We start from the raw sequence: 21,719 nt of genomic DNA, 5'->3' as shown, positions 1-21,719 counted from the left end.
TTCGTCACTCCATAGAGTGACCGGTTCCGGGCTTCGGGAAACGCGTTTCGTTCCTCTCGATCTTTGCTTCCAGTGCCACGAGGGGGTCGACACCCACCACATGGCAGAACTGGAGGAGGTAGGCGAGGACGTCGGCGACCTCGTCCTCGACCCGCGCGGCCGCCTCCGGGTCGGTCATCACCCGGGCCGACTGCTCCGGCGTCAGCCACTGGAAGATCTCCACCAGTTCGGCCGCCTCCACGCTCAGCGCCGCGGACAGGTTCTTGGGGGTGTGGTACTGCCCCCAGTCCCGCGCCTCCGCGAACCGTGCGAGGCGCTGCTGCAGCCCCGCGACCGTGCGGGGGGCCACTGCCGGGCCGTCCTGGTTTCCGGTGTCGCCGGCCGTCTGCTCGGCCGCTCGTGTCTCGTCGTGCTCTTCGTTCACCTCCCAAGGTCTACCAGGGCCAGGCCCTCGGTCCGCGCCGCCTCCCGCGCCAGCGCACCTCCCGACGGGCCGGTCGCCAGCAGCCGCACATGGCCGCGCCGCGCCATCCGGCCCGCCAGGGCCAGCAGTTCGGCCGTCTGCCGTGCGTCCAGCGCCCGGTCCAGGCCGTCGGCGAGCACCGTGAGCGCCTGCCGCGCCGCCGGTACCTCGTCCACCGTCTGCACCGACAGCACCCCGGGGCCGGTCACCAGCACCAGAGCCAGCGCCAGGAACCGCAACTCGCCCTCGCCAAGCCACTCCAGCGGAGTGGCCGGTGCGCTGCCGCCCCGCTCCCGCACACCCCGCTCGAGTACTCCCCGCACCAGGGCGCTCCCCGCGCTCCCGGTCGTCTCGGTACGCAGTTGGGTCACCGGCCCGGCGCAGCCCTCGCGCACCACCGCTAGCAGCGCGGCGTGCCGGGTGGCGCACTCCGCGTGCGTACGGCGCAGTACGTCGGCCAGGTTGCCGCAGTCGCCGCGCAGTCTGCCGTCCCGGGCCGCGACGGGCTCCCGTATCCGCGCGGGCACCGGGTCGCACCAGAAGACCGAGCGCAGGGCGACGACGACCTGTTCGACGGCCGCCAGCAGCGCGCGGTCCTCCGCGGTGTTGCCCGCCACGCGCAGCGGGAGCAGCGGGAGGGTGAGCCGGTCGTCGGGGAAGGGCGTCCGCAGCGCCCGGCTCACCCCCGCCACCTGCCGGGTGGCGGTCACCGAGTGCCGGGCCGGGTCCAGCAGGGCTGTCGCCACCAGCGTCTCGCCCGTGGGGCGTGACAACCGCTCGCCCACGACCCGCAGTTCGGGCTCGGCCTGTACGGCGACGTCGAAGTGCAGTGGTCCGGCCGGGCCCGTCACGGCGCAGCCCAGCCGGAACCCGCGCCGCCCCTGCCGGTCGGCCCGTGCGGTGTGCGGTACGTACGGGGAGGGGCGGCCCGGCGGGGTGGCCCGCTGCCCGAACACCTCCTCCAGCAGCCCGCCCTGCCCGAGCCGGGCCAGCGCCTCGTACGCCTCCAGGACCGTCGACTTGCCGCTGCCGCCAGGTCCGGTCAGCACCGTGACGGGGCCCAGTGGGACGGTACGGGCGCGCAAGGACCGGAAGGCGGACAGGCGCAGCGCGCTGACGGCCGGTGCCCGGACGCTCTGCCCGGGGCCGCCCGGAGCGGCCACCGGACCGTCCAGGGCGGCCGTCGGGCCGGCCTGCTGTGACGCTCCCATGGCGGCGACCGTACGCACGCCGCCGCGCGGCGAACCGTTCCCGCACCCGCCTGCTCCCCCGATCGGATGACGCGCGAGTGGGCTGCTGCGGCGGGCAGTTGGGCTGCGGCGCGGTATGGCACGACCCGTCGCATGTGCCGAGGGGGAGGCATCCACGGCTATCGCGTACTGGTGACGACAGTCACAGACGAGTGATACGTTCGCCGAGTGGAGCCGCACGCCCCCGTGGCGGTTCGCGGATGCACGGTTCGCCGACGGAGCGACGGAGGCTGCGGAATGAGCCCGTTCACCGGATCAGCGCGGCGCACCGAGGAGTGGCGGCATCTGCGCGTCGAGGAGCAGGACGGGGTCACCACCGTCACGCTCGCCCGGCCCGCGAAGCTGAACGCGCTGACCTTCGAGGCGTACGCCGACCTGCGCGATCTGCTCGCCGAGCTGTCGCACCGGCACCGCACCCGCGCGCTGGTGCTGGCGGGGGAGGGGCGCGGCTTCTGCTCGGGCGGCGACGTGGAGGAGATCATCGGCGCCACGCTCGGCATGGACACGGCGCGGCTGCTGGACTTCAACCGGATGACCGGGCACGTCGTGCGGGCGCTGAGAGAGGCGCCGTTCCCCGTGATCGCCGCGGTGCACGGCGCCGCGGCCGGCGCGGGCGCGGTGCTGGCGCTGGCCGCGGACTTCCGGGTGGCCGACCCCACGGCGCGGTTCGCGTTCCTGTTCACCAAGGTGGGCCTGTCCGGCGGCGACATGGGCGCCGCCTATCTGCTGCCCCGCGTCGTCGGGCTCGGCCACGCCACCCGCATTCTGATGCTGGGCGAGCCCGTGCGGGCGCCGGAGGCCGAACGGATCGGACTGCTCAGCCAGTTGGTGTCCGAAGGCGAGACCGAGCAGGCCGCCCACGCGCTGGCCCGGCGGCTGGCGGACGGCCCTGCGCTCGCCCACGCGCAGACCAAGGCGCTGCTCACCGCCGAACTGGACCTCCCGCTGGCCGGCGCCGTCGAACTGGACGCGGCCACCCAGGCGCTGCTGATGCACGGCGAGGACTACAAGGAGTTCCACGCGGCCTTCACCGAGAAGCGGCCGCCCGCCTGGCGGGGCAGGTGAGACAGCCGTGACGGTGCCACGGGCCGGGGGCCGGCCGCTGCGGGTGGCCGTCATCGGCGGCGGCCCCGGAGGGCTGTACGGGGCGCTGCTGCTCAAGCGGCTCGACCCGGCGCGCGAGGTGACCGTCTACGAACGCGACGCCCCCGGGGACACGTTCGGCTTCGGTGTGGTGCTCTCCGACGAGACGGTCGGCGGTATCGAGAACGCCGACCCCGAGGTGTTCGCCACCCTGGGCGAGCACATGGTGCGGTGGGACGCGATCGAGGTCGTCCACCGCGGCCGCACCCTCAGCTGCGCCGGGCACGGTTTCGCCGCGCTCGGCCGCCGTACGCTGCTGTCGGTGCTGCACGCGCGCTGCCGACGGCTCGGTGTCACCCTGCGCTTCCGCACCCAGGCGCCGCCGGCGGCGGAACTGGCCCGCACCAACGACCTGGTGATCGCGGCGGACGGGGTGCACAGCGCCACCCGTACGGCACACGCCGACATCTTCCGGCCCACGGTCACCACGCACCGGTGCCGCTACATCTGGCTCGCCGCCGACTTCGCCCTCGACGCCTTCCGCTTCGAGATCGCCGAGACCCCGCACGGCGTTCTCCAGCTGCACGCCTACCCCTATGCCCACCCGTCACCCGACCACCACCCCTCATCGTGGCCCTCCGGGCCGCAGGTCCATCCGTCACCCGACCACCACCCCTCATCGTGGCCCTCCGGGCCGCAGCTTTCGACCGGCCGCTCGACCGCCGTCGTCGAGACCCGTGAAGAGGTGTGGCGGGCCGCCGGCCTCGACCGGCTGGACGAGGACGGCGCCGCCGAGCGGTGCGCCGCGCTCTTCCCGCACACGCTCGGCGGGCGCACGCTGCGCGGCAACCGCTCGCAGTGGACCGCCTTCCGCACCGTCGTCAACGAGCGCTGGTGGCACGGGACGGACGCCGGAAAGATCGTGCTGCTCGGCGACGCCGCGCACACCGCGCACTTCTCGATCGGCTCGGGCACCAAGCTCGCCGTCGAGGACGCTCTGGCGCTCGCCGCCTGCCTGCGGGAACAGCCCGACCTGTCCTCCGCACTGGCCGCGTACGAGGCCGAGCGCCGCCCGGTCGTGGCGTCCACGCAGCGCGCCGCGCACGCCAGCCTGACCTGGTTCGAGGAGCTGGCCGGGTACACCGCTCAGCCGCCTTACCGGTTCGCCTTCAATCTGCTCACCCGCAGCCGCCGTGTCACCCACGCCAACCTGCGGCTGCGGGACGCCGGTTTCGTCGCCGCCACCGAGCGCGAGGCGGGGATACGGCCGAAGACCCCGCCCATGTTCACCCCGTTCCGGCTGCGCCGTCTCGAGCTGCGCAACCGGGTCGTGGTCTCCCCGATGGACATGTACAAGTCGCGCCGGGGCGTGCCCGGCGACTTCCACCTCGTCCACCTGGGCGCGCGGGCGCTCGGCGGGGCCGGGCTGGTGATGACCGAGATGGTGTGCGTCTCGGCGCGGGGCCGCATCACACCGGGCTGTGCGGGGCTGTGGGACGACGAGCAGGAGGCGTCCTGGCGGCGCGTCACCGACTTCGTGCACCGCCAGTCGCCGACCGCCGCGATCGGCCTGCAACTCGGCCACTCGGGGCGCAAGGGCTCGACCCGACTGATGTGGGAGGGCATCGACGAGCCGCTGCCGGAGGGCAACTGGCCGCTGGTGGCCGCATCCCCGCTGCCCTACCGTCCCGGTGTCAGCCAGACCCCGCACGAGCTGACGCCGAAGGGGATGGCCGCGATCCGGGAGGAGTTCGTCGCCGCGGCCCGGCGGGGCGCACGCGCCGGGTTCGATCTGCTGGAGCTGCACTGCGCGCACGGCTATCTGCTCTCGGGCTTCCTCTCGCCGCTGACCAACCGCCGCACCGACGCCTACGGCGGCTCGCTTGCGGCACGGCTGCGCTATCCCCTGGAGGTCTTCGACGCGGTGCGCGAGGTCTGGCCCGCCGAACGCCCCATGACCGTACGGATATCCGCCACCGACTGGGCTCCGGGCGGTACGACGGGGGACGACGCGGTACGGATCGCGGCCGCCTTCGCCGAGCGGGGCGCGGACGCGATCGACGTCTCGACCGGGCAGGTCGTCGCCCATGAGCGGCCCGACTTCGGGCGCTCGTACCAGACCCCGTACGCGGACCGCATCCGCAACGTGCTGGGCGTCCCCGTCGTCGCGGTGGGTGCCGTCTCCTCCTGGGACGACGTCAACTCGCTCGTGCTGGCCGGCCGCGCCGACCTGTGCGCGCTGGCCCGGCCGCATCTGTACGACCCGCACTGGACGCTGCACGCGGCGGCCGAGCAGGGGTACGAGGGGCCGGGTGCGCCGTGGCCGGAGCCGTACCAGGCGGGCAGCCGCAGACCCCCCACCGGGCGCACAGACGCCCCCAAGCCTCGGCTGGCGCTCTGAGCACAGTTGGCACATACCGTACGGTATGTAGTGATCCCCAGGTATTCGGGCCCGCAGCGGGTCTAGGCTGAGCGGTCTCGTTCGCGAACCCCGGCCTCCGGGTGGCAGGCGCCCCGGGGGGCGAACGGGCGAGCCAGCGCGGACACCCGCCGAGAGCCGGAAAAGGGGGAGATGTGCCCGCTGAGAACCAGGTCGAACTGGTGCTGGTGCACAGTCCGCTGACCGGAGACCTCGTCTGGCAGCCGGTCGCCGACGCGCTGCGCGCACGGGGGCGCACCGTCAGCGTTCCCTCCCTCGCCGGCGCCTTCGACGGTCCGGGCCCGTACTACCCCAAGCTGCTGGACGCCCTCGCCGGACAGGTGGCAGCGCGCCCGCCCGACCCGGCGCCCGCGCCCCTGTGGCCGGTCGTACTGGCGGGGCACAGCGGCGCCGGCCCGCTGCTCCCCGGACTCCGCGCCCGCCTCACCCACGGCCACTCCCCGCCGCGCACGGTCGCCGGCACGGTCTACGTGGACGCACAGTGGCCGCACCCCGGCCGCAGCTGGCTGGAGGCGGCCCCGCCGGACCTCGCCGAGCAGCTCCGCGAACTGGCCGTGGACGGGATGCTGCCGCCCTGGGACGCCTGGCTGCCGGAGCGGATGCTGAGCGACGAGGTGCCCGACCCCGAGCTTCGCGAACGGTTCCGCGCCGGACTGCCCCGGCTGCCCCTGGCCTACTTCCAGGAGCGCGCACCGCACGCAGCGCCCGACCCCGACCACGTACGCACCGCCTATCTGAGGCTGAGCCCCCGCTACGAGGACACCGCGATGCGCGCCGAGGCCATCGGCCACCGCGTACTGCGGCTCACCTCGCACCATCTGAGCCCGCTCACCGACCCGGAGGCCACAGCCGACGCCCTGGAGAAGCTGGCCCGGCGCTTCGCCGTGTGCCCCGACTGACGGCCGCGGGCCGCCGCCGTACGGTGGAAACATGTACGCACGAAGGCGGCGGCGGTATTTCACGCTGATGGCCATCTGCCTGGCACTGTTCATCAGCGCCTGGGCCTTCGTGCGGCTGTGGTCGGTGCCCGCCGCCATCGGAATGTGCGTCGTCGCCATGGTCATCCCGCCGCTCGCCGCGATCGTCGGCAACCGGCGGGAGTCCGACGACCGCTGGTGGGACGAGCCGCCGGACGATCAGGGACCGGACGATCCGGGACCCGACAACCAGGGAAAGGACGACCACGGAAAGGACGCCCCGTAAGGGGCGAGCCCGCACTCAGCGGCCGAGCGCCTCCGCGTGCGTCTCGCGCACATACGCGAGACCGGCGTCCCGCAGCTTCTCGTGCAGCGTGAAGAACACCTTCGCCGAACGCTCGCCCGGCCAGCGCGCCGGCAGCAGCGCGGGCGGCAGCCCCGGGTCCGCGTACGGCAGCCGCCGCCAGGCGTCCAGCGCCGGCAGGTAGTCACGGTAGGCGGCCTCGCCCGGTACCCGGCTGCGCCGCGCCCAGCGGCGCAGCACCGGCTCGTGCTCGGCGAGGAACGCGCGGTGCCGCTCCGCCACCGCCGCCAGGTCCCACCAGCGCGCCACCGCCTCGGCGGTCGGGGTGAAGCCGGTGTGGCGGCCGCGGAACAGGTCGACGTAGGGCGCCAGTTCCAGCCGGTCGAGGGCGTGCCGCGCCTCCTCCTCCAGGTGCGAGGGCGCGATCCACACCCCCGGAGCCGCGTTGCCGAACCCGAGCCGGGCCAGCCGGGAGCGGAGCAGATGCCGCCGGTCGCGTTCGCTCTCGGGCACGGAGAAGACGGCCAGCAGCCAGTCGCCGTCCGGTTCGGGACGGCTGTAGATCCGGCGGTCACCGTCGGCGAGGAGTTCGGCGGCAGCGGGCGAGGGCCGGTATCCGGCCGCCTTGCTGCCGGGTCTGTCCGCGGTCAGCAGCCCGCGCCGCTTGAGCCGGGAGACCGCGGAGCGGACCGACGGTGCGTCGATGCCCACGGTGCCGAGCAGCCGGATGAGCGCGGCGACGGGGACGGTGCCGGTACGGCCGTCCGCGCTCTCCAGTTCGCGCCCGTAGGCACCGTAGAAAGTGAGGATGAGGGAACCGGGTGAGGGCTTTCTCGGCTGCGGCGCACCGGGGGCCTGAGCAGCCTCGTCGAGCTGCGGAAACACGTTCTGAACCACGCCGTCACTCTAGGGCTGCCGCCCGCCAGGACCGCCGCCAGGCCGCGGCAGGCCCGCGCGCTCGCGCTCCAGCTCCCGCAGGCGGAAGCGCTGGAGCTTGCCGGTGGGCGTGCGCGGCAGCGCGCCGGTGAAGACGAACCGGTGCGGGCACTTGTATCCGGCCAGCTCCGCCTTCACGAACTGCCGCAGCCGCTCGGCCGTCCCGCTGTCGGGCTCTACCCCGGCCGCGAGCACCACATGGGCGACCACCAACTGTCCCCGGCGCTCGTCGGGGCGGCCCACCACGGCGGCCTCGCACACGTCGGGGTGGCGCAGCAGCGCCTCTTCGACCTCGGGGCCCGAGACGTTGTGCCCCGCAGAAATGATCATGTCGTCGGCGCGTCCCACGAAGCGGAAGTAGCCCTCCGCGTCGCGCACATAGGTGTCCCCTGTGAGGTTCCAGCCGTCGCGTACGTACGCGCGCTGGCGTTCGTCCGCCAGGTAGCGGCAGCCGACCGGGCCGCGCACCGCCAGCAGCCCCGGGGTACCGTCTGGCACCGGTACCAGCGATCCCCGCTCGTCCTGGGCGACGATCCGCGCCTGGTAGCCGGGCACCGGGACTCCCGTACGGCCGGGGCGGATCGCCTCGTCGGCTGCGGAGATGAAGATGTGCAGCATCTCGGTCGCCCCGATCCCGTCGATGATCCGCAGCCCCGTGCGCGCGTGCCAGGCCTCCCAGGTGGCGGCGGGCAGATGCTCACCGGCCGAGACGCAGCGGCGCAGCGAGGACAGGTCGTACGGACCGCCGGGGCCGGGCGCGTCCAGCAGCGGCAGCATCGTCCGGTAGGCGGTCGGCGCGGTGAACAGCACCGACAGCCGGTGTGCTGTGATCGCCTCCAGCGTCCGGGCCGCACCGCTCCACTGCTCCAGCAGCGCCGAGGCGCCCACCCGCAGCGGGAAGACCACGAGCCCGCCCAGCCCGAAGGTGAAGCCCAGCGGCGGTGTTCCCCCGAACACGTCGTCGGCGCCGGGCCGCAGCACCCGTGCGGCGAAGGTGTCCGCTACGGCGAGCACGTCCCGGTGGAAGTGCACACAGCCTTTGGGGTCGCCGGTGGTGCCGGAGGTGAACGCGATCAGCGCCACGTCGTCGGCTGCCGTGTCCACCGCCTCGAACCGGTCGGGCATGGCGGCCGCCGTGCGCAGCAGATCGTCCTCGTCTCCTCCCGGGCGCTGGGGAGCATCCCCGGTGCCGAACAGCCTCGTACGCAGGCCCGGCACCTCGGCCCTGGCCAGCTCGTCGGCCACCCGCGCGTCACACAGCGCGTGCGATATCCGTGCCAGTCGGCAGACGGTGGCCAACTCGCGCGCCCGGTGCGCCGCCAGCACGGTCACCGCGACGGCGCCCGCCTTCATCACCGCCAGCCAGCAGGCGGCCAGATAGGGACTGGTGGGCCCGCGCAGCAGCACTCGGTTGCCGGGCACCACCCCCAGCTCCCGCGTCAGCACATGGGCCAGCCGGTCGACGGTCGCGCGCAGTTCGCCGTACGACCAGGTGGCGCGCGGTGGCGGCCCGTCCTCCCCTTCCGCCGCCGGGAGTCCGCCGGAGTGGAACGCCGGACGGTCGGCGCCGAGCCGCTCGATGGTGCGGTCCAGCAGTGCGGCACCGCAGTTGAGGCGGGCCGGATACGCCAGGTCCGGGTCGTCCAGCAGGAGCTCGGGCCACTGGTCGCGGGGTGGCAGATGGTCCCGTACGAAGGTGTCGACGTGCGCGGACGGAGTCGGAATCATGACCGGTCTACCCCCTCGCGGGCGGCCTTCCGAACGCCGGCCGACGCTCGGCGGGCCGCCGACGGCGCCGGGTGCGGCAGTGGCGATGAGCGTAACGCGTTGGTGACGGCAGTCAATGGTCCGCGATAGACAGGAGGTGGTGGCCCGCGCGTGCGGGCCGCACCGGGTCGCACCGGGCCACGGCCGAGGGAGCAGCCATGACCACCACCCCGCCACCCACCTCCTCGTTCGCGCTCACCCCCGAACAGCGCGCCTGGTGCGCACAGTTGCGCGTGCTGGGCGCCGAACGGCTCGCCCCGCTGGCCGCCGAAGGCGAGGCCGGGCGCGTCAACCGGCCGTTGCTGCGGGACCTCGGCGAGCTCGGGCTGCTGGCCCGAGCGGTACCCGGCGCACCCCCGTGGCGCCGGGTCGCCGCCCTCGACCTGTGTCTGCTCCGCGAGTCCCTGGCGTACTCCTGCCCCGAGGCCGAGACGGCGCTCGCCCTCCAGGGACTCGGTGCGGGGCCCGTCGCGGACGTGGGAACGGCCGAACAGCGGGCACGCTGGCTGCCCGCCGTCGCCACGGGGGAGGCGGTCGCGGCGTTCGCACTGAGCGAGCCCGACGCGGGCAGCGACGCGGCGGCGCTGGCGCTGCGCGCGGAGCCGGAGGTGCGGGGCGGGAAAGGTGCGGGTGGTGGCGACGGGGTCGAGGGGGCCGGGGAGACCGGCGGTACGGGCGGCTGGCGGCTTACCGGGACCAAGACCTGGATCTCCAACGCGCCATGGGCGGACTTCTACACCGTCTTCGCCCGCACCGGCGAGGCGCCCGGCTCGCGCGGAGTGACCGCGTTCCTCGTCCCCGCCGACCGGCCGGGGCTCAGCGGCGAGCCGCTCGACATGCTGGCGCCGCACGCCCTCGGCACCCTCACCTTCGACGCCGTACCCGTCACGCGCGCCGACCTGCTCGGCGAGCCGGGCGAGGGCTTCCGGGTGGCCATGCGCACCCTCAACCTCTTCCGGCCCAGCGTCGGCGCGTTCGCCGTCGGCATGGCGCAGGCCGCGCTGGACGCCTCGCTGGCCCACGCCGGCCGGCGGCCCGCGTTCGGCGGCGTCCTGCGTGATCTCCAGGCCGTCTCGCACCAGTTGGCGGAGATGGCGACCCGTACGGAAGCGGCGCGGCTGCTGGTGTACGCGGCCGCCTGCGCGTACGACAGCGAGGGGGCGGGCGGCGAGGACGTGGCGCTGCGTGCGGCCATGGCCAAGCTGCTGGCGACCGAGACCGCGCAGTACGTGGTGGACGCCGCAGTCCAGATCCACGGGGCCGCAGCGCTCCAGCGTGGGCATCTGCTCGAACACCTCTACCGGGAGGTGCGCGCACCCCGCATCTACGAGGGCGCGAGCGAAGTGCAGCGCACCCTCATCGCCAAGGAGCTCTACAAGGAGACGCACAAGGAGGCGCGGCACCCATGAGCAGCACGAGCCCCGATTCCGCCGACGGCAGCGCCCTGCACCGGATCAACCCCGTCGAACTCTCCCCGCCGCGCGGCTTCTCGCACGCGGTGACGGCGGCCGGCTCGCGGCTGGTCTTCCTCGCGGGCCAGACGGCCCTGGACGGCGACGGCCGCATCGCCGCGCACACCCTCCCCGGCCAGTTCCGCACCGCGCTCACCAATCTCCTCGCCGCGCTCGCCGCGTGCGGCGGTGCCCCGGAGCAGCTGGCCCGGGTAACCGTCTATACGACCGACGTTCCCGCGTACCGGGCCCACGCACCCGAGCTCGGCCGCATCTGGCGGGAGCTCGCGGGCCGCGACTACCCCGCGATGGCGGTCATCGGCGCGGTCCGGCTCTGGGACGAGGAGGCGCACATCGAACTGGACGGCATCGCGGTGCTGCCGTAATGACCACCAGGAAGGGGCACACCCTCCCGGCGCGCACTCACCCCTCGCGCCGTCTACGACGCCGGTGCTCAGCGACGCGGCTCCGCGTGGCGCAGGTCCGCGAACAATAGCGCTGCGGCGCACCGGGCCCGGCCCCGAGAAAGAGCCGTCGGCAGCCCGGCGCCGCGCACTCGCCCCAGGCGACACCGCCGCGCTCGCTCAACAGCCGCGCGAGAGCCAGCGCGGCACTCGCGGTGAACCAGTCGGCCCAGCTCGCGTCGTCGCCCCGGTCGACGTGCAGATGCCAGGCATGACCGTCATGCCGGCTCAACCGAGGGCGTGCGGCACAGCGCTCCAGCAGCGTGTTGAGCGCCTCGGCCGCGCGGTCGGTCTCCGTCTCCGCCAGCACCCGCTCCGTCAGCTCGGCGACCGCGCGGCGCAGCGCTGCCGCCTCACCCTCCGTCAGGCCGCGCAACTCCCGTTCCGTCTCGCCGTGCCTGGCCAGGACGGCGGCCATCACCTCCCGGGGAAGCTCCGGGTCCGCGCGTACGGCGTTCGCCAGCTCGATCAGCCTCTCGCCGGGCCGGAACCCGCCCCAGGGTTCCCCATGCTGCTCCATGTAACGCATTATAGAAGTAAGCCGTTACACATAGGTACCGGAGCGGGAGCCGCGCGGATGAAGACGTACCTGGCCACGGCCTTCCTGGCACGGCTCGCGGACGAGGGCGTCGGCATCGCGCTGGCACTGCTGGCCGTGGAGCGGACGGCGGGCCACAGCCCGGAACTGGGCGCCTACGTCCTGGCCGCCTGGCTGGCACCGCACGCGGTGGCGGCCCCGCTGGTCGGCGCTCTGGCCGAACGAGCCGGAGCGCGGCGCCTCTTCCACGGCTGCGCGCTGGCCGTCTTCGGCGCGGCGATCGCCCTGCTGGGGCTGACCCTGGGGCGGGCACCGCTGCCGCTGACCCTGGCCGCCGCACTGGTCGGCGGCAGCGTGGGACCTGTCGTCACCGGCGGCCTCTCCAGCCTGGTGGCTTCCCTCGGCCCCGCCGGACAGCCCCGAACCCGGGCCTTCGCGCTGGACGCCACCACCTACAACGCCGCCGCCGTCACCGCACCGGCCGCCGTCAGCACCATCGCGGCAGCCGCCTCCGCGACCCTGGCAACGGCCCTGCTCGCCGCCTCAGCGACCGGCGCGGCCCTGCTCTCCACCGGCCTGCGGCTGCCCCCGCACCGGCACACGCCGGGCGCGCCCGCCCCCGCCCCCGGGGGCCAACCCCCGCCCGGATCCGCGTCCGGATCCGCGTCCGGATCCGCGTCCGGGTCCGTGCCCGCGTCCGGGACCCGATCCGTGCCCGGGTCCGTGCTCGGGTCCGTGCTCGGGTCCGTGCCTGGGCCCGCGCCCGCGCCCGCGTCCGGGCCGGAGTCCGGGGGCGGGTCCGAGTCCGCGTTCGGGGGCGGGTCCGCGCATCCGCCCGCGCCCAGGCCCGGCTCCGCGCCCAGGCCCGGCTCCGCGCCCAGGCCCGGCTCCGCGCCCAGGCCCGGGTCCGCGCCCGTACCCGGGCCTGGGCCCGGTGCGCTCACCATCGGCTTCCGCGCCCTGTGGCACGTCCGGCCGTTGCGGGCCATCACTCTCGCTACCTGCGTGGCCTTTCTGGGTGTCGGTGCGCTGCCGGTCACGGGTGTGCTGCTCGCGCAGGAGCGGGGCGAACCCGGCGCGGGTGGGGTGCTGATGACGGCGTTCGCGGTGGGCGGGCTCGCCGGTTCGCTGGGGACGGCGCGGTGGCGGCGGGCGCCAGGGCCCGCACGGCTGGCCCTGTTCAGCCTGCTGCTGACCGCCACCGCGCTGGCGGGTGCGGCGCCGGCCCCGCAACTCCCGCTGACGGTCGTACTGTTCGCCCTCGCGGGGCTGGGCGACGGTCCGCTGCTGACCGCCACCCTGCGTCTGCGCGCCGACCACGCACCCGAGGGCGCCCGCACGCAGGTCTTCACCCTGGGCGCCGGACTCAAGCTGACCTCGGCAGCGCTGGGCACCGCACTCGTCGGCACCCTCGCCCACCTCCCCGCCGGAGCCCTCACACTTCTCGTCGCGGCGCTGCACCTGGCCGCCGGTGTGCTCCTGTGGGCACTGGGCACTGGGCACTGGGCCCCGGCCACAAGCCGGCCGGTCCGGGGGCCAGCACCGACGGGCCGTTGACGCCTGACGTGCCAGGTGATGGCCTGTGACGGTGGAATCAGGTCAGATCGGCTTGCCGGCCGCCCGGGCGGAGGAGGCAGCGTGCGAGTTGTCGTGATCGGGGCCGGGATCGTCGGCGCGGCCGCGGCGTACGAACTGGTACGGGCGGGCGCCGAGGCGGTCCTGGTCGACGCCGTACACGAGGGCCGTGCCACCGCGGCGGGCGCGGGCATCATCTGCCCCTGGACCGGCCGGGTGGCCGACCCCCTCGCCGTGGCCGGTGCCGGTCACTACCCGGGCCTCCTCGCGGCCCTGGCCGAGGACGGCCGAACCGATGTCGGCCACCGCAAGGTCGGCGCCCTCGTCCTGCTCCCGCCCGACGGGGAAGCCGCCGAACAGGTGCGGACCCGCGTGACGGCACGCGCGGCGGCCGACCCGCACGCGGGCGAGGTCACCACTGTCGACGCAGCCGAGGCCCGACGGCTGTTCCCCGCTCTGGGCCACAGCGGTGGCGGCTTCGCGGGCACTGCCCTCCACCTGTCCGGAGCCGCCCGGCTCGACGGCCGCAGACTCCAGGCCGCACTGGTCGCCGCCGCCGAACGGCACGGACTGCGCGCCCTCTCCGGTACGGCAAGCCTGGAGGTCCGCGACGGCCGGGTACGCGGCGTACGGGTGGCCGGTGAACTGGTGTCGGCCGACGCCGTGGTGGCAGCGGCAGGCGCCTGGTCACCCGCGCTGCTGGGCCCTGCCGGGGTGCACATCGACGTAGTACCGCAGCGAGGCCAGATCGTGCACCTGCGGCTGCCCGGCTCGGACACGTCCGACTGGCCGGTCGTCCTGCCCAGCGGCAGCGGCCACTACCTGCTCACCTTCGACGACTCCCGCGTCGTCGTCGGCGCCACCCGCGAGGACGGCACCGGCTTCGACCACCGTGTCACGGCGGGCGGCCTCGCCGAAGTCCTCCGGCACGCTCTCGCGGTGGCCCCGCGCCTGGCGGATGCCACACACCTGGAGAACCGGGTCGGCTTCCGCCCGACGAGCCCGGACGGGCAGCCCCTGCTGGGCACCGTCGCCGCGCTGGAGGGCCTGGTCGTCGCGAACGGCCTCGGTTCAGGGGGCCTGACCGCCGGTCCGTACGCGGGTACCGTCGCCGCCCGCCTGGCCCTCGGCCGCGCCCCGGAACCCGACCCCGCCGTCGAGCTGGACCTGTCACCGTACGACCCGATGCGGTTCGCCCCGGCCTGACGCCGCGCACGGCCCGGTCACCCCCTTGGGCGCTGTCCCCTCGCGCGGCGATCCCGGCCGAGGGAGGGTGAGAACTCCCGGCATCCCACCCGTGAGGAGACCGCGCCATGCGCATGCTGCTGAAGGCCAGGCTGGACACGGAAAAGGGCTCCGAGCTGATCGCGAGCGGCAAGATGGGCCAGGTGCTCGAATCCCTGCTGCAGCGACTCCAGCCGGAAGCCGCCTACTTCACCCCGGACAGAGGGCACCGCAGCTGCCTGTTCGTCTTCGACATGGAGGACTCCTCCCAGCTGGTGACCCTCACCGAACCCCTCTTCCGGGAGCTGGGCGCAGAGGTGACGGTCCAGCCTGCGATGAACGTCGACGACGTCAAAGCGGGCCTTGCCTCCCTCAAGGGCTGATCCCTTCTTGCAGCACGGCGCGGACGGTCTTGCCGCTCGGTGGGTAGGGCACGGTGTCCCAGTGGTCGGCCAGGGCGGCGACCAGGGACAGACCGTGCCCACACGTACGCAGCGCACCGGACTCGGTCTCCGGCGGCGGGAGGTGCGGCCACAGCTCCCCGCGTGCATCGGTGACCTCCACACGCAGGCGGGCCGCCGACGGGTCGAAAGCGAGCGTGAGCCGGAAGCTGCGACCGGGCACGCGGCCGTGGAGCGCGGCGTTGGCAGCGAGCTCCGCGACGACGATTTCAGCACGCTCCGTAATGTTCTGCGGAACGCCCCAGCGGCGAAGTTCGGCCACGCCGAGCAGCCGGGCGAGCCGGGCGCCGCGCCGCGTCGATGAGAGCAGTTGAGTGAAGGTGCGGAGGGCGGCGTCGAGTTGGGTAACAGATCGGTCCATGGAGCCAGCGTGGCGGCCGGAAACCGATGGGTGCGAGCGTGGCGCCTCGTACGCGGAGTGAGCGTACGGGCACTTGGGGTGGACAGTACGCAGAAGGTCTCGTCACTCTGAGTCGTGAGCGCGACGGCTGTGAGGGGCCGTCACGGTGCGGACAGAGAGGGGCGGGCGTATGGACATCGCTGAGGAAGACGCCGACGGGCGGCCGGTTCCGGAGGGGGAGTGGGAGCGAGAACCCCACCCGTCGGACAGTGTGCGCACCTTCGGGGCGGTCGTCCAGGCCCTGCGCGAACACGCGGGGCTCAGCCGTACGGAACTGGCCACCCGCGTGCGGTTCTCCAAGCACACGGTGGAGTCCGTCGAGTTGGGACGCCGCATGCCGGACAAGGAGTTCGTGGAACGCGCGGAGGAAGCACTGGGCAACACCGGCGCCCTACGGAAAGCCGCCCGCCACCTCACCCGGGGTGAGGCGGGACTCGCCGCGTGGTTCCGCCGCTGGGCCCGGCTGGAGCGGAAGGCGGTGAGCCTGTGCACGTACGAGTGCCGACTGGTGCCGGGGTTGTTGCAGTCGGAGGCGTATGCAAGAGCCGTGTTCGACGGCACGATCCCCCTGCGGACCGACGACGAGATGGAGACGCAGCTCATCGCCCGAATGGAGCGACAGGCGACGATGAGGGAACGGCCGAAGGTGCCGTTCAGCTTCATCGTTGAGGAATATGTCTTCCGGCGGCGGTTCGGCGACGCGGAGGCGATGCGCGAGCTGTTCGACCACGTCTTGGAGCGCAGTGCCCCGAGGAATGTGACGCTTCAACTGGTTCCGCTGGAGGTTGGGTTGCATGCGTGTCTGGACGGGCCTGTGCAGATCTTGGAGACTCCTGCGGGACAGCGGCTCTGCTACTCCGAAGGGCAGCGGAACGGTCGGCTGATTTCGGACCGGAAAGAGGTAAGTCTCCTCTGTCAACGCTATGACACACTGCGCTCGCAGGCCCTGAGCCCCACGGAATCCCGGGCCCTGCTGGAGCGACTGCGAGGAGAGCTATGAGCAGCGGTATGACGGAACTTGCCTGGTTCAAGTCCAGCCACAGCGGCAGTGACGGCGACAGCTGCGTGGAGGTCGCGATCGCCGAACAGGCTGTCCACGTGCGGGACTCGAAAGACGCGTCCCGTCAGCCGTTCGCGGTGGGCCGTGAATGCTGGAGCCACTTCGTGCGGTTCGCGGCGGGGCGCTGAGGGCGTAGCTCAGCTCCAACTCGGTGTGGGCCCGACCAGCCCTCTGAACGGAACCGGTCGGCCCGTGATGGCGTCGAGCAGGACCCGGTCCCGCAGGGGCCGGTCCAGCTTCACCGTCACCTGTTGCAGCTTTGCCTGCTTGGTGCAGTGGCCGCCCTTCTCCCGTTTGCCGACGGTGGCCGACAGCACCACGCTGTCGCGCGTCTCGAGCGCCTTCACCACGGGTCCGCTGTCGCAGGCACCATGCTGGGCGACCACGGTCACCGAGTGGCCATCGTCAGCGATGCGCACCAGGTGATGGAGGCTGAACCCGGACACGTCGCTGGTCGGCTTGATCGGGGGCGTGGGGAGCTTCGACGGTACGACAGCGGCGCGTTTGAGGGGTGAGCCGTACCCGTCCAGGCTGAACAACCAGGCGGGCACGGTCGCCTTGCCCCGGCTGGTGTCCAGGGTCATCGTGCCCAGCTTCGCCCCGGTCACCGTCAGGTGTGGCCGTTCACCCCCACTCCCCGCCAGGCTCTTGTACGCCTCGCGGGCCCCGATCACGGGCCGTTCGAGGGATCGGCCACCTTCCCAGGTCACCTTGCCGTCCTTCGGCGAGGTGTCGGGAAGCTCGCCCCGCAAGACGAGGTTCCGATCCCTGAGGGCCTGCTTGTCGGCCCGGCTGTGCAGGCCACCGCTCGGCAGCTGGATCACATCTCCCATGGGGTGGTAGCCGGCTCGCCATTCGGCAGTGGCGGTTGCCCCGTCCCAGGCTTCGGCGACCTGCCGGGCCCGGTGCGCCAGTTCGTCCTCATCGTCGCCGCTGGACGATTCCTGCTGGCTGCCGCACCCGGCAAGGCCACCGAGGGCAGCCATGAAAAGGGCGCACGCAGCGAGTCGGCCAACGGTACGCGATGCTCTGATGCGCATGTGAGCTCCAGAACGGACGACGAAATGGGAGCGCTCTTCTGACGCAGCCGGACCAGGGCGGGTTTCACCGGCGGAGACGGCTGGGACGGCGGCGCGCCGTCAGTAGACGTGCAACCCGCGCTCGTTCAGTACCCGCTGCACCGGTTCGAAGTAGTTCCAATAGGTGCCGCTGGAAGAGGAACTGCACTTCGTCTCGTCGGTGCCCCCGGAGAGCAGGCCCAGCGCCGTCGACCCGGTGAGCAGGGGGCCGCCGCTGTCGCCGTGCAGAGCACAGACATTGGACTCGTGCATGCCGTACATCTTCTTGCCGTCGATGGTGACCGTCACTTTGACGTTGGTGATGATGCCCGTCTTGTCCTGGCTGGTGACGCCGATCCGGTCGACGCTCTCGCCCCCTACGCCGAAACGGGACTTGGTGATGTCCTTGTAGGTGCCTCCCCAGTACCGGACCGAGCCAACCGGGTGGATGCCGGAGTCACTCGCCCGGACCGTGGCACAGTCGCCGCACCGCCAAGGGGACGCATCGGTTCCGCCGCCGTTCCGGTAGAAGTTCTGGTTGCCGATCCTCTGGTCGTTCCAGTTCATGTACCAGGTGTTGCCGGTGCCCGGTACGCAGTGGCCGGCGGTGAGGGTGTAGATCGCTCCTGAGGAGTTCTTCGCGTTGAACCCGGCTGAGCAGAGCATGCCCGAGGAGTAGATCCCGTTGCCGCCGCGGATATCGGTGGCCTTGAAGCTCAGTTTGCTCCTGACCCGGTCGACGCGTATCGCGTCGGAGTGCGCCGCCGCGACCTTCTCGATCCGGGCCCGGCCGGCGGCGGGCGCCCCGTCGAATATCTTGACGTGCACCCGGTTGGTCCTGGCTTCGGCGGCCCACGCGGTGTTGTCGATGGTCCCGAGGCTGTCGAGCTCGTTGCGGAGGGCCGTGAGCTCTGCCGCGCTGCGCTTCACGCGCTTCGCGGTTCCCCCGGCATTCCTGACGGTACGTTCGGCGGCCTGGTCGGTCACCGTGACGACGAGGCGCCCATCCTGGTAGTAGACACCGCCGGTCCGGTCCTCGCCGAGCTTCTTCGCCAAGGCTTCCGCCCGAGCGGGGTCCGTAAGTGGCTTCGACGACCCATCGGCGGACGCAGGCACCGCTGCGGCGACGGTGACGAGAAGCGCAGCGGCGCCCATCTGTAAGAGTCTCTTTCCGACCTTCCCCACGTGCTGCCTCCCAGGGCTCTTGTGACACCAGTAGCTGTCATGTGCACCAAGGCAGCGAGCTTAAGCGAGGGAGCAGACAATCGACGCCTGTGTGACGCAAGGTGGCAGTGGGAGTTCCGCTTCCGCCACTGCGTTCAAGCCACAGCTGGGCCTGGGCCCGCCACGCACAACAAGCGGCAAACGGCTGGGGAGACCCAGCCCTTCAAGACCCCTCAGTCATCATCTGAGGCGTTTCGATAGCAGGGCGATACCAGTGTTACGGCGAGCAGGGGCGGCGCGGAGCTGCCATCCGGCCTCAAGCGCAACGACGCCTTGAGAAAGAACCCATCCTCGGGGCGACTGGCAACAATCTCAGGATTATTGTTGGGGGAGCCGTCGGGCCCGTCCTTCGAGATCTCCCAGCCGTTCTCCGGAAGACGCTCCCGAAGGCGATCCATGCCCGCGCGCAGTTCCGCCCTCGGTAGCTCATAAATGCTCCAGGCGTGTCGAACCCGGAATGTATTGTCCCCGCCGGGGCAATCAGCGTATCCGTCTACGAGCGCGCCGGGCTCTGTGGTCTTGCCAGCGATGTCGATCAGGTCTCGGATGCGACTGGAGACCTCCTCTGTATGATCCTGTGCGCTCTCTTCGGTGCGTGACTCATATTCGGGGTTCCCCATCCCTGCATCGCCCTTCCCGCACCCGCTCAGCACTCCGACCACGGCCAGAGAAGCAGTTTCCCCTAGCCTGGGCCCTCGCGCCTACTGCGCGTTCAGGCGGGCAAGGTGTCTGCAGCAGTTCAGTTGTGCTCGGTGGGCGGGGGATTATCCGGCAGTTGACGACCCGTCGGCCCGCCCTCGTCGACGAGCCGACGATTGCTCTCGGCTACGCGCGTCCAGCTCGGCACGCAGCTGCGCGCGGCGTCATGTCGTATGCGCTGTAGGCGAGTTCGAGGACGAAGAAAGCGTGGGGAAGAGGTGCAGAGGAATGGCGTCCGACGAGTGGCCCGTGGAGGAAGGGCTGATACCGGAGTGGTGGAGGCGGCAGCCGGAGCGGGCGAAGAGGCTGGCGGCGCGAGTTGTGCGATGGAGCCTGCCGGCGGCGTTCCTCATCGGCTCGGTTGTCTCCGTGCTGACCGGTATCCATGTGCAGGATGAGGCCGCCCTCCCGGCCGGTCATCCGCCGGAGGCGTGCGGCTCCGTCCTTTTCCCTGTGAACCGTCACATCGACGGCGACTACCGAAACGCCTTTGGTGAAGCCGCTGCCAAAAGGGCGGTCACCTGGCACGTCAGCCTGTGCGAGCCTGCGCGGAGCGCCCGGCTGGGCTGGACCGCGCTGCTTCTGGTGGGAGCGATCGCCACTGCCGTGCCCGCCACCGTGGTCGAGACGCGGCGGGCGGGGCGCCCGAAGGCGCACCCGCCCGCAGTAGCCCGCTGAGCGCGCGGGCGCGGCGGCAGCCGCCGCTCAGATGTCCCGGAACGTCTCGATCTGCGCTCCCACCTCGTTGAGGCGTTCGGCAAGGTCCTCGTAGCCGCGGTTGATGACGTACACGTTCCGCAGCACCGAGGTGCCCTCCGCCGCCAGCATGGCCAGCAGCACCACGACGGCCGGGCGGAGCGCCGGGGGGCACATCATTTCCGCTGCCCGCCAGCGGGTGGGGCCCTCGACCAGAACCCGGTGCGGGTCGAGCAGTTGGAGCCTGCCGCCGAGGCGGTTGAGGTCGGTCAGATAGATGGCGCGGTTGTCGTAGACCCAGTCGTGGATGAGGGTCTTGCCCTGCGCGGAGGCGGCGATGGCCGCGAAGAACGGGACGTTGTCGATGTTGAGGCCGGGGAACGGCATCGGGTGGATCTTGTCGATGGGCGCTTCCAGCTTGGACGGCCGCACCGTCAGGTCCGTCAGCCGGGTACGGCCGTTGTCGGCCGCGTACTCCGCGCTGCGGTCGAAGTCGAGGCCCATCTCCTCCAGGACCGCCAGCTCGATCTCCATGAACTCGGCCGGCACCCGGCACACCGTCAGCTCCGACTCGGTGACGACGGCGGCGGCGACCAGGCTCATCGCCTCGACCGGGTCCTCGGAGGGCGAGTAGTCCACGTCCGTGTCGATGACGGGCACGCCGTGCACCGTCAGCGTCGTCGAGCCGATGCCCTCGATCCGTACGCCCAGCTGTTCCAGGAAGAAGCACAGGTCCTGGACCATGTAGTTGGACGAGGCGTTGCGGATGACCGTGACGCCGTCGTGCCGGGCGGCGGCCAGCAGCGCGTTCTCCGTGACGGTGTCCCCGCGCTCGGTCAGTACGATCGGCCGTTTGGGTGCGACCCCGGCCTCCACCTCGGCGTGGTAGATGCCCTCGGTCGCGGTGACCGCCAGGCCGAAGTGGCGCAGCGCGCTCATATGCGGCTCGACCGTACGGGTGCCCAGGTCGCAACCGCCCGCGTACGGAATCCGGAAGCGGTCCATCCGGTGCAGCAGCGGGCCGAGGAACATGATGATGCTCCGGGTGCGGCGCGCGGCCTCCTCGTCGATGGAGTCCAGGTCGAGTTCGGCGGGTGGCACGATCTCCAGGTCCGCGCCACCGTTGATCCACCGGGTGCGCACCCCGATCGAGGAGAGCACCTCCAGGATGCGGTAGACCTCCTCGATACGGGCGACCCGACGCAGCACCGTACGGCCGGAGTTGAGGAGCGAGGCACACAGCAGGGCCACGCAGGCGTTCTTGCTCGTCTTGACGTCGATACTGCCGGAGAGGCGCCGTCCGCCCACCACGCGCAGGTGCATCGGGCCCGAATAGCCCAGCGACACGATCTCGCTGTCCAGCGCCTCGGAGATGCGGGCGATCATCTCAAGGCTGATGTTCTGGTTCCCGCGCTCGATCCGGTTGACGGCGCTCTGGCTGGTGCCGAGCGCCTCCGCGAGCTGGGACTGCGTCCAGCCCCTGTGCTGCCGGGCATCGCGGATCAACTGGCCGATACGTGCGAGGTAGTCGTCGGTCATGGAGGAAACCGTATCTCAGATCTGAGATAGGAGCGCGCCCGGGGGTGGTGAGGTGCGTGTGGCTGAAGGGCAACCGCCCGAATGCCGCAGCCGACTTGCGTACCTGGCGGTTCCGGTGCATGCGAGCGGCGGTCGTTCCTGGCCGTTCCTGGTGCATGCGCCTGGGTCGT

The 21,719-nt window shown here is 72.4% G+C and carries 22 protein-coding genes; 12 read left to right on the top strand and 10 right to left on the bottom strand.

Translation table 11 applies throughout. From position 1 onward, the window contains the following. Positions 1-4: 4 nt before the first annotated feature. Positions 5-349, bottom strand: coding sequence for a nucleotide pyrophosphohydrolase (locus HC362_RS07425; RefSeq protein WP_243088414.1), 345 nt, complete (start codon positions 347-349; stop codon positions 5-7). A gap of 71 nt (positions 350-420) precedes the next feature. Beyond that, a complete protein-coding gene (locus HC362_RS07420) occupies positions 421-1,674 on the bottom strand; it encodes an ATP-binding protein (RefSeq protein WP_243083127.1) in 1,254 nt (417 codons plus the stop codon). Between the two features lie 276 nt (positions 1,675-1,950). Here HC362_RS07420 and HC362_RS07415 point away from each other — a divergent pair, with 276 nt between their 5' ends. The 4 genes from HC362_RS07415 to HC362_RS07400 all read left to right on the top strand — a co-directional run bounded on the left by HC362_RS07415 (position 1,951) and on the right by HC362_RS07400 (position 6,439). Then, positions 1,951-2,778, top strand: coding sequence for an enoyl-CoA hydratase family protein (locus tag HC362_RS07415; protein ID WP_243083126.1), 828 nt, complete (start codon positions 1,951-1,953; stop codon positions 2,776-2,778). A 7-nt stretch (positions 2,779-2,785) separates the two neighbouring features. After that, positions 2,786-5,197, top strand: a complete 2,412-nt coding sequence (locus HC362_RS07410) for an FAD-dependent monooxygenase (protein ID WP_243083125.1) — start codon at positions 2,786-2,788, stop codon at positions 5,195-5,197. Between the two features lie 173 nt (positions 5,198-5,370). Beyond that, entirely contained in the window at positions 5,371-6,135 is a 765-nt protein-coding gene (locus tag HC362_RS07405; protein ID WP_243083124.1) for a hypothetical protein, read from the top strand. A gap of 31 nt (positions 6,136-6,166) precedes the next feature. Continuing rightward, positions 6,167-6,439 carry a DUF3099 domain-containing protein gene (locus HC362_RS07400; RefSeq protein ID WP_243083123.1) on the top strand — a complete coding sequence of 91 codons (273 nt, stop codon included), beginning with the start codon at positions 6,167-6,169 and terminating at the stop codon, positions 6,437-6,439. Between the two features lie 15 nt (positions 6,440-6,454). Here HC362_RS07400 and HC362_RS07395 read toward each other — a convergent pair whose 3' ends face one another. Next, positions 6,455-7,342: a PaaX family transcriptional regulator C-terminal domain-containing protein gene (locus HC362_RS07395; RefSeq protein ID WP_243088413.1), complete on the bottom strand. Its 888-nt coding sequence runs from the start codon at positions 7,340-7,342 to the stop codon at positions 6,455-6,457. 21 nt (positions 7,343-7,363) lie between these two features. Continuing rightward, the gene (locus HC362_RS07390; protein ID WP_243083122.1) at positions 7,364-9,121 is read right to left on the bottom strand and encodes an AMP-binding protein; all 1,758 of its coding nucleotides are present in this window, start codon (positions 9,119-9,121) and stop codon (positions 7,364-7,366) included. Between the two features lie 197 nt (positions 9,122-9,318). Between HC362_RS07390 and HC362_RS07385 the strand changes: the two genes are divergently transcribed. Both HC362_RS07385 and HC362_RS07380 read left to right on the top strand, forming a co-directional pair. After that, complete coding sequence (locus HC362_RS07385) at positions 9,319-10,569, top strand: acyl-CoA dehydrogenase family protein (RefSeq protein WP_243083121.1); 1,251 nt, start codon at positions 9,319-9,321, stop codon at positions 10,567-10,569. Continuing rightward, positions 10,566-10,997, top strand: a complete 432-nt coding sequence (locus tag HC362_RS07380; protein WP_243083120.1) for a Rid family hydrolase — start codon at positions 10,566-10,568, stop codon at positions 10,995-10,997. Before HC362_RS07385 ends, HC362_RS07380 begins: the two co-directional genes overlap by 4 nt. A gap of 37 nt (positions 10,998-11,034) precedes the next feature. Here HC362_RS07380 and HC362_RS07375 read toward each other — a convergent pair whose 3' ends face one another. Then, the gene (locus HC362_RS07375; protein ID WP_243083119.1) at positions 11,035-11,595 is read right to left on the bottom strand and encodes a CGNR zinc finger domain-containing protein; all 561 of its coding nucleotides are present in this window, start codon (positions 11,593-11,595) and stop codon (positions 11,035-11,037) included. 57 nt (positions 11,596-11,652) lie between these two features. Here HC362_RS07375 and HC362_RS07370 point away from each other — a divergent pair, with 57 nt between their 5' ends. From HC362_RS07370 to HC362_RS07360, 3 genes are all read left to right on the top strand, one after another. Further along, positions 11,653-13,170 carry an MFS transporter gene (locus tag HC362_RS07370; RefSeq protein WP_243083118.1) on the top strand — a complete coding sequence of 506 codons (1,518 nt, stop codon included), beginning with the start codon at positions 11,653-11,655 and terminating at the stop codon, positions 13,168-13,170. 81 nt (positions 13,171-13,251) lie between these two features. After that, positions 13,252-14,394, top strand: coding sequence for an FAD-dependent oxidoreductase (locus HC362_RS07365; protein ID WP_243083117.1), 1,143 nt, complete (start codon positions 13,252-13,254; stop codon positions 14,392-14,394). Positions 14,395-14,501: 107 nt separating this feature from the next. After that, a complete protein-coding gene (locus tag HC362_RS07360; protein WP_243083116.1) occupies positions 14,502-14,795 on the top strand; it encodes a hypothetical protein in 294 nt (97 codons plus the stop codon). Here HC362_RS07360 and HC362_RS07355 read toward each other — a convergent pair. Next, positions 14,785-15,234, bottom strand: coding sequence for an ATP-binding protein (locus tag HC362_RS07355; protein ID WP_243083115.1), 450 nt, complete (start codon positions 15,232-15,234; stop codon positions 14,785-14,787). The genes HC362_RS07360 and HC362_RS07355 overlap by 11 nt on opposite strands. A 169-nt stretch (positions 15,235-15,403) precedes the next feature. Here HC362_RS07355 and HC362_RS07350 point away from each other — a divergent pair, with 169 nt between their 5' ends. After that, entirely contained in the window at positions 15,404-16,273 is an 870-nt protein-coding gene (locus tag HC362_RS07350; RefSeq protein ID WP_243083114.1) for a helix-turn-helix transcriptional regulator, read from the top strand. Next, positions 16,270-16,461 carry a DUF397 domain-containing protein gene (locus HC362_RS07345; protein WP_243083113.1) on the top strand — a complete coding sequence of 64 codons (192 nt, stop codon included), beginning with the start codon at positions 16,270-16,272 and terminating at the stop codon, positions 16,459-16,461. The genes HC362_RS07350 and HC362_RS07345 overlap by 4 nt, the downstream gene beginning before the upstream one ends. A gap of 9 nt (positions 16,462-16,470) precedes the next feature. On the opposite strand, the gene HC362_RS07340 is transcribed toward HC362_RS07345, so the two are convergent. From HC362_RS07340 to HC362_RS07330, 3 genes are all read right to left on the bottom strand, one after another. Further along, a complete protein-coding gene (locus HC362_RS07340; protein WP_243083112.1) occupies positions 16,471-17,319 on the bottom strand; it encodes a hypothetical protein in 849 nt (282 codons plus the stop codon). Positions 17,320-17,472: 153 nt separating this feature from the next. After that, positions 17,473-18,447, bottom strand: a complete 975-nt coding sequence (locus HC362_RS07335) for a S1 family peptidase (RefSeq protein WP_243083111.1) — start codon at positions 18,445-18,447, stop codon at positions 17,473-17,475. A gap of 341 nt (positions 18,448-18,788) precedes the next feature. Beyond that, positions 18,789-19,277: a hypothetical protein gene (locus tag HC362_RS07330; protein ID WP_243083110.1), complete on the bottom strand. Its 489-nt coding sequence runs from the start codon at positions 19,275-19,277 to the stop codon at positions 18,789-18,791. A gap of 265 nt (positions 19,278-19,542) precedes the next feature. Between HC362_RS07330 and HC362_RS07325 the strand changes: the two genes are divergently transcribed. After that, complete coding sequence (locus HC362_RS07325; protein ID WP_243083109.1) at positions 19,543-19,992, top strand: hypothetical protein; 450 nt, start codon at positions 19,543-19,545, stop codon at positions 19,990-19,992. A gap of 27 nt (positions 19,993-20,019) precedes the next feature. On the opposite strand, the gene HC362_RS07320 is transcribed toward HC362_RS07325, so the two are convergent. Next, positions 20,020-21,549: a UDP-N-acetylglucosamine 1-carboxyvinyltransferase gene (locus tag HC362_RS07320; protein WP_209264293.1), complete on the bottom strand. Its 1,530-nt coding sequence runs from the start codon at positions 21,547-21,549 to the stop codon at positions 20,020-20,022. Positions 21,550-21,719 lie beyond the last annotated feature (170 nt).

It is taken from the genome of Streptomyces sp. 891-h (genome assembly GCF_022760275.1).
Classification (GTDB): domain Bacteria; phylum Actinomycetota; class Actinomycetes; order Streptomycetales; family Streptomycetaceae; genus Streptomyces; species Streptomyces spirodelae.
Note: the sequence above shows the minus strand (reverse complement) of the source record. Positions and strands in the feature narration are given on the sequence as shown.